The sequence below is a fragment of the Enterococcus sp. MMGLQ5-1 genome, assembly GCF_013155265.1.
Lineage (GTDB): Bacteria > Bacillota > Bacilli > Lactobacillales > Streptococcaceae > MMGLQ5-1.
In genome coordinates this window covers 179,071-189,449 of the sequence record NZ_JABJXU010000005.1, presented here as the reverse complement: position 1 = coordinate 189,449, position 10,379 = coordinate 179,071, and the positions used below count along the sequence as shown (strand labels likewise).

Genomic DNA, 10,379 nt, shown 5'->3' with positions numbered 1-10,379 from the left:
GACGCCCAGTGTGGCAGCGATAGCAAGAAGGACACACCTGTTCCCATGCCGAACACAGAAGTTAAGCTTCTTCACGCCGAATGTAGTTGGGGGTTTCTCCCTGCGAGACTAGGAAGTTGCCATGCGAAAAGAATATGTTATCCATCTTCATGATGGATATTTGGGGCCTTAGCTCAGCTGGGAGAGCGCCTGCTTTGCACGCAGGAGGTCAGCGGTTCGATCCCGCTAGGCTCCATAAGTGAATCGGAGGTTTAGCTCAGCTGGGAGAGCATCTGCCTTACAAGCAGAGGGTCGGCGGTTCGATCCCGTCAACCTCCATTGGCTTTGGTCCCGTAGTGTAGCGGTTATCACGTCGCCCTGTCACGGCGAAGATCGCGGGTTCGATTCCCGTCGGGACCGTTTAATTAAATAATTAATTTTCTAAGTTGGCTCGGTAGCTCAGTTGGTAGAGCAATGGATTGAAGCTCCATGTGTCGGCGGTTCGATTCCGTCTCGCGCCATTTTGGAAGGGTAGCGAAGAGGCTAAACGCGGCGGACTGTAAATCCGCTCCTTCGGGTTCGGGGGTTCGAATCCCTCCCCTTCCATTTTTTATCATAATAATGGTATTCCATTATGCTTACGGGCATAGTTTAAAGGTAGAACAAAGGTCTCCAAAACCTTTGGTGTGGGTTCGATTCCTGCTGCCCGTGTCGCTTTTATTTATTTAAGGGCTTTTATATTATGGCGGGTGTGGTGAAGTGGTTAACACACCAGATTGTGGCTCTGGCATTCGTGGGTTCGATTCCCATCACTCGCCCTTTGTTTTATTAATTATTATTATTGGGGTATAGCCAAGCGGTAAGGCAAGGGACTTTGACTCCCTCATGCGTTGGTTCGAATCCAGCTACCCCAGTTGACAGCAAAATCTTCTTGGTTTTGCTTTTCTTATATTTTTGCCGGCGTGGCGGAATTGGCAGACGCGCTGGACTCAAAATCCAGTGATCTCACGATCGTGCCGGTTCGACCCCGGCCGCCGGTATTATAGCTCAAACGCAGTTCAGCGTTTGAGCTTTTCTTTTTGTCTTTAGGCGTGTTTGTAGTATCACAAAAGTATGATGTTGAGGGGACCATAAATTTTAGAGGTTACTCGCTAAAGGAGAAGGCAGAGTGACTAGAAGAAAAGAAGTGACTCTTTTGAAGTGTACAGGTAAAAATCAGCTACTTCATAAATCGAAATGAACAAAACAATAATAATTTACTCCAAGTATAAAAAAACATTTTCATATGATATAATTAAACGAATATAAATATATCATAGGAGTTGAAGTTGCTTGGAAGATAAGTTGAAACAGTTGAAGGATATTTTGGATCAAAGTAGTGAAAATGAAGTAAGGACTGAAAGTATGGTAGTTTCGAAGAATGTTTTGAAACTGCCTCATACTACAATTCAATTGAGTAGCATATCTAAAATATATGTAGGTAAAATTGAAACAAAGGTAAAAATTCCTTTTGTTGCTATTGGAATTGCAATTATTTCGCTTTTTATTATTAAATTTAATATTGCTATAGGTATAGTTGCTTTATGTTTATCAAGTTGGTATATTTATACAGTATTCAAAAACGTACCTGATGATCAAATATTTCTTAATTTATTACTGAATTCTGGTACAACATGTAGTATATTCTTTTCAGATTATAATTTTGCTGAAAGAGTTAGAAGTGTAATCGAGGAAGCGTTTAATGGTGTTATTAATAACACTCAAAAAATAGATATGATTGAAAAAAATATCTATGATATTGCAGGTAATAATAATACTGTGAACTTCAATAATTTATCCGTTTCGAATGATAATTCAATAAATAATTCTGGTAATAACAATTCAGGGAATAGTTCTATTGGTCATCAACATAATTCATCAATAATACAAGTTTTAAATAATGAATTAGACTGGAATATGATTCAAACAGAATTAGCAAAGGTTGTATCAGCAATTCAAGATTCCTCTTCATCTGTGAAGTTAGCGAGTGAAGAAGCTTTGAAACTTGCTGAGCGTGGGGAAACTACATCGTTCATTACTTTTATAAAGGAGAACAAAAAAGACTTCTCTTCTTCTATATTTAAAGCAGTTGCAAGTGGAGTGTTAGTGGAGACTTTTGCCAAATTGATTAGTTAGCTAGAATTTATCAAGACTAGAATCTGGCTGATAACTTTTATGAGTTGCTTTTGCTACGGCAAAGAGCAGAAACTAGGTGGGGTTTCTACACGGATTTAAACGTTAGATACTCTATGATTGTTCTACTATCTATGTATAGTGAAAGACGTTTTGAACCATTCAATTGAAAAAAATAATAAATACATGGGATGCTGTGGATTTATTCCCAAGGGCAACAAAAGATGAATATGAATCAGAAATAAAATTGTTAATATATGTAAAATAAATGAAAATATTTTTATTAATGAATTGGCTAAGGAAATATCAATTATTTTTAAAATATCTTTTGGGGAAGAATTAATTTTTAAAAATAATGAAAGAAAAGTTGCTCATTGAATTATTGAACAATTATTTTAATAATACAATATAGTAAAAGCTCATAATTTTGAATTATGGGCTTATTTTCACTATTTAATTTCAATTATTTTTTTATTCAAAATAGAACAAATGAGTGAGTATATCCCAATATTCTGCATCACCAAAATTACCATTGCTGCGTATCACTCAAAATCCAGTGATTTTAAGGTTGCCAGTATCGTAGACTATCAAAGCTTCTGAGCTTTGATCTTTTTTTTGTTTTTTTCTATTATGCTAGTAAGAGGTTTATTTTAGCATTGAGCTGACAAGCCCTTTTTAATTTTCAGAGCAGATTTATCGTTATTTTTAAAAAGTATAATTAATTTTTATAAAAAAACAAAATATACATTTAAGAAATAAATATAATAACAAAATTTAATATTATTTATATTTTTAGTAGTATGATATAATCGAAAAATTAGTTATATATTGCAATATGATTCATTTTAGTTTAGTATTATAATTTGGGAATATAACAAATTTTTTTATGATGGAGGGGATTTTATGAAAAAAGATGATATTATTAAATTAGGGCTGGTACTGACAATATTTCTTATTGCTTTTAGTGCGTTTTGTAATTTAAAAAGTGTTAAAGCAGATGAGAATTCAAATTTGATAACTTATCATGGCACGATAAACGGTAAAACAGAGTCTTATCCACATGCAATTGTTGGTGGTGTTTTAGGTGGCATAGATTATGAAGGAAATGGACATTATCCAAACTGGGGTAATCCCACTGGCAGCTGGTTTGACTTTAATCGCTTTGGTAGCTGGAACACTAAAGAAGATGGTTCAGGAACCTACTTCAGGGGTGGTCAAGTCTTAAATGAAGAAGATGTCAGAATAATTCAAGAAAATGGTGGCAATTTATATCAACAGTGGGCCAATATGTTGAGCTTTTTAAATTTCTCCATAAATCCTAAAGTTTATTTAAACGGTAGTAGTGAACATGTGAATGAGAATACCGCCTTTATAACAGATAAGGGAGAGTATTTAAATTATAATGCGACTTTAGATTATGAATCTATCAGAAAAGAATTAAGTGTTCTTTGGGGAAGAATTGATAAAATAGAGAGTTCTTCTGGCTATTTGAATATGTATTTTGACGGACGGTTGCAATTCGATCAGGATGTTGAAGTTTTTTTTGCTAGCAACTGGCTTAAGCCCACTTCATTTGATAACGCCCGAGAAGATGTGGTTGAAGGTGTATCTGGTCATACATTTACTTTTAATACATCTAACCTTGAGAAAACTACCGTAAAAAATATTCAAGGAGAAAATGTTGATGCGTGGACTGCTAAGATACCAGTTTCTATGGCTGATAAGTCAGTTATCGGCACAATGAGCTTTGACAAATTTATGGAGCCAATGGTACTGACTGTAAAAGATAATTATGCAAATGGAGTAGCATCTTTAGTCAGTGAAACATCATTCAATGATATCGCTTTGTCTGAAAACCCCTTTATTGAGACTGGTGGCAGCATATCACTTACTATTAGTGGATCAATATACGGTAGTGGAAGTCAGCAAAGAACTTTAACTGGAAATGCTACACCACAGATCGCAAAAATTTATCCGACGGGTCATTATGAAATTGAATATAGAAATATAGATGATAACAGTGAGGTAAATGCAGTTACCTATCCTCAGACCACTGAGTATGGGAGATACAAGCACTCTAAATTAAGTGAGGCTGATGTTAATAATAAATCTGAAAATTATAATATTGAGATTCCTGGTTCAATAATTGATTCATCGAATAATGAGCAATATTTTGTTAAATATACAGTAAATACCGATGATAGTAGTGCGACTGGTTTTACTGAGTCTGAAATCAGTTCTGTCTTTACCGATACACCAATAAAATATATTGCATGGTATAGTAAACAAAATCTAAATGAGACATACTCTGTATCTGGAATAAAAACATGGAAAGATAATGATGATCAAGCCGGCAAACGACCAGATTCTATTACAGTTAATTTGTTAGCGGACGGTATTAAAGTTGCAAGTGAGACAGTGACTGCAGCAACTGACTGGAAATATGACTTTATCGACCTACCTAAGTATAAGGATGGTAAAGAAGTTATTTATACTGTAACAGAGGATGAGGTTGCAAATTACAAATCTACGATTGATGGCTTTAATATAACTAATACTTATACTTCAGATGTGCCAACCAGCTCAACTAATCCAAGTAAGGCTGATACTAATAGTACATCAGAAAAACAATTACCGCAGACTGGGGAAAAGCGAGCTGTTGAATTGTCTGGTTTGGGATTAATCGTCTTATTATTTTTAGGTGGTTACTTTTATTCTAAAAAAAATAAGTTTATCTAAAGTGAATTTTTTTAAACTTATAAATAAGTTTTGATAAGACAATTAAATAAATTTTATTAATAGGGGACTTCTGTAGTGTAGAGTCCCCTTTTTTTTTAGCTTTTATTTTTGAGTGTTCTAAATAATTTTATAAGTAATTATAAAGTACTAATTTCTTAGACTTATTGCCATTATTAGTGTGAATTTATTGAATGATAAAATCGACAATTATTTATAATAACATAGTTAATTGTGTTATTATAAATAATATTATGTTATTATAAATGGTAAGATAAACTTCTCTTATCGAACGATAAAAAGAGTTTATAAAATTGAAAATATTTATATTGCGAATTGCTGATTTAGTAAGTTTTTTATTTTACTAAAGCGGCTTTTTTTTGTCCTCTTTTTATCGTTCGTTATAACGAGTCCGTAAATCTTTGTTAGGTTGGAGGCGAAAAGTAGGTATTTATTTGGGTAGAGTGTGATATTAATATGAAAAAAATTTTAAATATTTCTGAAGAGCATAAAGAGTTATCAGTTTTAATCAAGTCAAATATAGATGATTCAGTCTATAAACGTTTTTTTATTGTGCCGTGTAGTTGGAGCAAGGCAACAATTAATTCTTATCTTGTCAAGTCGCTAAAGACATCCAGTAGATTAATAGTGTCTGATGAGAACCAAAAGGTCATGGTTTTCCAAAACAGTATTAGAGATTATCCAGTTAATAATATTAACTCTATCGATTATTATTGGCATGATGTCAAAGAGTTTATTGTTGAAATTAGAGACAATTATTTTGTATATCCTCTGTCAGTGATTACAGGATGTACTTTTGAAGAAAATGATATACAACATTTCTTAATGAATTATTTCCCTAATCAGCAGATTGTTATAAATTATTATAGGGATTTATGGCTAAATAAGCTTTCTATGGTCGATTTATAGCTAAAGCAGTTAGCTTAATTATTTCAAAAATGAATTACCTTTGAATATCTAAAGTGTATATCAGTGTTATAAAAAATTATTAAGAATTTAAAATGAATAATAAAAAAATGATGGATTATTACGTTTAATTTTTTTATTGAAAATTAATATGATAAAAAGTTAATTATGATTTGGGAGAGTAAAAAATGAAAAAGAAACTATCAACATATTTAAGTCTATTTATTTTATTAGCCTCTTTTTTAGTTGTGCCACTAGCGGCTTTGGCGGAAACGGTTACTGACAATCCTGCAATAGCAACAGAACAAACAGACACAACTGAGGCTGCACAAACAGCACAGCCTCCTGTGCAGCAGGAGGCGCAAACGCAGGATACTCAGACCTCAGAGGTAAAAGCTTCAGAGTTACCTATATCTGAGCCGGTTGAGGAAGAACAAAGCCAAGAAAATCAGACAGCTACACAGTATTCGGCTGATTCTAATGGTTCCTATATCGTTCAAATAACAGATGCAAATACACAAAAACCACCGTACTATGGTGGGGAAATTATCAATTTATATAATGGTGTTTCAGTCTCTGGTAGTACATTGTCGTTAGCTGAGGGCTCGTATACTGTTATTTCTTTACCAAAAGATTCATATGATAAGCCTTCTGCATCGGGTGTTTCGACTTCATTTGATACTTTTAAAGCTTTGGAAATTAAAGAAACAGATACTGATTGGCAAATTATTACTACTTACAAGACATTGGTAGGTGGTTATTCGGCTGATACACCTTTCAAAGTAAATTTAACTGGTCGAAAAGTGATTAATAACACAGAACACGTGATTAAGCAGGCATTTTATACGGCTGATAATCAACTTTTAGCAAATAGTGAATATTCGGTTGTAGCTAGAGCGACTATTGAAACGCCCTATTCAGCTAATTATAATGTCGAAAGATTAACTAAGGAAGTTGATAGTGACTATGTTGTCAAGGATGGTCAAACTTTTGTTTTTAGCACTAATAATTTGGGTTTCCCTTCGTACAATAATTCTGATCCAAGAGATAGACGAGTTATTGCAACGATTCCTGATGGTACAAAGATTAAGGAGGGTTCAGATTGGATTAAGGTGCCTGATACAGATAACCAATATTACAAAGATATTGCGAGAGATCAGCTCAACACTACTACTACATCAATAGAACTGGATTTGTCAGGGATGGATCTTTCATCTAATGACGCAACCAATAAGAGCAAAGCAGTCAGAGTGTCCTTCAGTATTCAGCCTGTTGTTGACGGCGTTGTTCAAACAGACATCCCAGCTAAGTCATGGTATGTTGCCCGAAATTTTTATATTTTGAAAAAAGAACCAGAACAACCAACCTATCCTGTGAGTTCTGGTATGTATACAAGTAATAGCTTTACCTTTATTGATGATGACTATGTAGCATTAAAAACTGGTTCATCATTGTATGTGCCAGTTGATGGTGAGGATTTAAAATCTAAGGGAAGACAGACACAACAAGTCGTTAATTATCATTGGATTAATTATAAAAAAAATGATACAGATCCAGAAAAATTTATAATAAAGACTTCACAAATGAATGTTTCTAATTATATTAATCCAACACAATTAAAAATAAATTTAATTGGACTTTCATCAGAAAATTTAGCGAAGATGAACAGTAAGCTAAGTGGTACCAAGGTATATGGAGTCAAGTCAGATGGAACGAAAGTCTTACTTTCAGATGATATCACAGCCCAAAGTAGCAGCGCGATTAATGATTCTTTCAATAAGAGTGGTTGGTTGACTTTTGCCTCTGGTAATTATCGTTCGATTATCTTTGAATATCCTAATGATGGTTTAGAATTTGATAAATCAGAGTATGATGCAGGTCTTTATAAATCAATTTATACCTCAGTTGTTGGAGACGTAAGCTCACAGGTTTCAGAAGATTTAAAAAAACAGCTTCCAAATGCACCAAGAATTAACCAATATGATTCTGCATCTACAGTTACTGAAACACAGGTTCATGCTAATGCTACTGATGATACCATGACTAAATTGACAAATAGTCATACTTCGGGTGCCTATGAATACTATTTTTTACAGTATGATTCGATTCAAAGATACTATGGGACATCAATTACTAATGGTAGTGCATTTTACACCGATGATACAATTTCGGTAAGTACATCATATAGTCATACTCGTAATGGTAATGCGATAAAGGGTGTTACACCTAAAAATTTAAATATTTATTATTTAGTACCGGACGGCTTGGATCCAATTATGGACTCTGATAATTTTGAAAGTATTAAAACCGTACCAGCTTATGCTCCAGGCTATAACCTAATCATCGCTAAGCCAAAGAAGATTGAAGTGCCAAGTAATCTAGACGTTATCACTCAAACAACGACTAATTATTATACATTAAGCTTTAAAGTTAATAGTCGTTTGCCAATTGGTAGCTATGTGATTAGATCAGCTATTGCAATTGATAATAATAAGTTTAATGCTAATTTAGGGACTTCCTCAGGTATTATTCAATACGATACACCATCAGGTGTTTGGGCTAATATTACGACAAATGCTGATAATCGTTCAGATAATACAGCCAGATATACCGATTTATCATATGCGAGCTTTAATATTTATCCCAATAAGGTGTTAGTAGCGTATAAATCAGTTAAACTTGCCAGTGAGTCAGATGATAATTATGCTTCTTCTCTAGGCTCAAAGGGGAAAATTGGCTCTGATATTAATTACCAATTAAAGCTGGTAAATAATTCAACGAGAGATATTGATAGCATCAGCTTGATTGATAAGCTACCTCAAAAGGGTGACACAGCTATTGCACCTAATGATAAAGGAGAGTATCCAGCAAGAAATTCTCTATTCTCAACACCTTTAACTGGTCCAGTGACCTCAGATAATTTTGATATTTATTATTCAACCGATGTACAAAAAGAGTCTATTGAGGATACTAAGAATATGAATTGGGTGAGCTCAGTATCTGATTATTCAAAAGTCACGGCAGTTAAGGCAGTTTTGAAGGCTGGTCAAGTAATCAAGGCTGGTGCAACAACCAGTATTACCCTAAGTAGTAAAATTGAAAATTCAGCTTCGATTTCTGATGGTGATTCGGCGTATAATAGCTTTGCGTATTCTCTAAATGATGGAAAGGTTTATATCGAAGCATTGAGCTCAGAGATTCCAGTAAATTATGATAAAAAGGATGTTTTGTTAAATAAAATTGATCAGAATCATCCTGAGACTAAACTAGCTCACGCCATCTTTGATCTTTATGAAAAAGATGGAGATAAAAAGGTTTTAGAGAACCTTGAAACTAATGCCGACGGTCAAGCCGTATTGAAGAGCTTAATCATTGGAAAAGATTATTATTTGAAAGAGGTAGCGGCTCCAGATGGCTATAATAAATTAGAAAGTCCAATTTATTTTACGGTCACTGAGGCTTTAGATTCAATTGATGTAACCAATGTGAAAGATGAAAATATTAATATTTCAGGGACTAAAACTTGGGATGACCACGATAACCAAGATGGTGATCGACCTGATAAGGTAACCGTTAATTTATTAGCTAATGGTGAACAGGTTGAATCTACAGAGGTATCGGAGGCAACTGAATGGCAATATGGATTTTCTAATTTACCAAAGTATTATGACGGTAAAGAAATTGTTTATACCATCACTGAAGATTCTGTTAAGGATTACAATACAACGATTGATGGTTTTAATGTTATAAATACTCATACACCAGGGGAAACATCTGTTACTGTTACAAAAAATTGGGTTGATGATCAAAATATAGATCAAATTCGTCCCGATAGTATCAAAGTTCAGTTGTTCGCTAATGGTCAAAAATATGGTGAACAAATCGAGTTAAATGATGCAAATCAATGGACGACGACATGGAATCACCTGCCTTTAAAATCAGACGGTAAAGAAATTGAGTATAAGGTTGAAGAAGAAAAAGTAGAGGGTTATCAGACTACAATCGACGATACCAATAAGGGTAATATTCTGATAACAAATACACGAGAAGCAAGTAAAAGAACGATTAATGGTACCAAAATTTGGGATGATTCAAATGATAAGGCTGGTAAGCGTCCAGATAGTATTGTCGTCAATCTATTAGCTAATGGTCAAAAGGTTACCCAGCAGACTGTTAAGGCAGATAAGAATGGCAAGTGGCAATTTGAATTTAAGGATTTACCTAAATTTGATAATGGAAAGCAAATAGAATATACAGTTACTGAGAAAACTGTGGAAAATTATCAGGCTACGGTTAATGGCTTTGAGATTACTAATAAATATACCGGTCAACCCGAAAAAGCTGGCTTGCCAACTACTAATGGTCAAGATAATGGTTTATTAACGATAGTTGGGCTTGGAATTATTGGTCTGTTTAGCGGCTTGGCTTATGTTAAACGACGTAAAAGCTAGTATTTTAAAATTTATAGTAATTCTTTTGTTATCAATAAAAATAGTATCTACAGCTTTCTTAGTGTAGATACTTTTTTGATTTATAGAATTACATGAAATTAAAATTGTTTTTTT

4 protein-coding genes, 9 tRNA genes and 1 rRNA gene are annotated in these 10,379 nt (G+C 33.8%); all 14 read left to right on the top strand.

Annotated elements, in window-relative coordinates; genetic code table 11:
- Window positions 1-9: 9 nt before the first annotated feature.
- The 14 genes from rrf to HOY35_RS07245 all read left to right on the top strand — a co-directional run bounded on the left by rrf (window position 10) and on the right by HOY35_RS07245 (window position 10,265).
- Window positions 10-125: ribosomal RNA gene (gene rrf / locus HOY35_RS07310) — 5S ribosomal RNA — on the top strand.
- Window positions 126-162: 37 nt separating this feature from the next.
- A tRNA-Ala gene (locus tag HOY35_RS07305) sits at window positions 163-235 on the top strand.
- Between the two features lie 10 nt (window positions 236-245).
- Window positions 246-318: transfer RNA gene (locus tag HOY35_RS07300), tRNA-Val, on the top strand.
- An 8-nt stretch (window positions 319-326) separates the two neighbouring features.
- A tRNA-Asp gene (locus HOY35_RS07295) sits at window positions 327-399 on the top strand.
- A gap of 28 nt (window positions 400-427) precedes the next feature.
- Window positions 428-500: transfer RNA gene (locus HOY35_RS07290), tRNA-Phe, on the top strand.
- A 4-nt stretch (window positions 501-504) separates the two neighbouring features.
- Window positions 505-585, top strand: a tRNA-Tyr gene (locus HOY35_RS07285).
- 34 nt (window positions 586-619) lie between these two features.
- Window positions 620-690: transfer RNA gene (locus HOY35_RS07280), tRNA-Trp, on the top strand.
- 34 nt (window positions 691-724) lie between these two features.
- A tRNA-His gene (locus HOY35_RS07275) sits at window positions 725-797 on the top strand.
- Between the two features lie 24 nt (window positions 798-821).
- Window positions 822-893: transfer RNA gene (locus HOY35_RS07270), tRNA-Gln, on the top strand.
- 42 nt (window positions 894-935) lie between these two features.
- Window positions 936-1,019 (top strand) — tRNA-Leu (locus HOY35_RS07265).
- Between the two features lie 292 nt (window positions 1,020-1,311).
- Window positions 1,312-2,154: a hypothetical protein gene (locus tag HOY35_RS07260; protein WP_172211472.1), complete on the top strand. Its 843-nt coding sequence runs from the start codon at window positions 1,312-1,314 to the stop codon at window positions 2,152-2,154.
- A gap of 900 nt (window positions 2,155-3,054) precedes the next feature.
- The gene (locus HOY35_RS07255) at window positions 3,055-4,890 is read left to right on the top strand and encodes a Cna B-type domain-containing protein (protein WP_172285824.1); all 1,836 of its coding nucleotides are present in this window, start codon (window positions 3,055-3,057) and stop codon (window positions 4,888-4,890) included.
- 474 nt (window positions 4,891-5,364) lie between these two features.
- A complete protein-coding gene (locus HOY35_RS07250; protein ID WP_172211476.1) occupies window positions 5,365-5,817 on the top strand; it encodes a hypothetical protein in 453 nt (150 codons plus the stop codon).
- A gap of 185 nt (window positions 5,818-6,002) precedes the next feature.
- Window positions 6,003-10,265 carry a Cna B-type domain-containing protein gene (locus tag HOY35_RS07245; protein WP_172211478.1) on the top strand — a complete coding sequence of 1,421 codons (4,263 nt, stop codon included), beginning with the start codon at window positions 6,003-6,005 and terminating at the stop codon, window positions 10,263-10,265.
- The last annotated feature ends 114 nt before the right edge of the window (window positions 10,266-10,379 follow it).

Coding starts and splice junctions, on each gene's coding strand:
- HOY35_RS07255 (WP_172285824.1), top strand. CDS start 3,055: ATGAAAAAAGATGATATTATTAAATTAGGGCTGGTACTGACAATATTT.
- HOY35_RS07245 (WP_172211478.1), top strand. CDS start 6,003: ATGAAAAAGAAACTATCAACATATTTAAGTCTATTTATTTTATTAGCC.
- HOY35_RS07250 (WP_172211476.1), top strand. CDS start 5,365: ATGAAAAAAATTTTAAATATTTCTGAAGAGCATAAAGAGTTATCAGTT.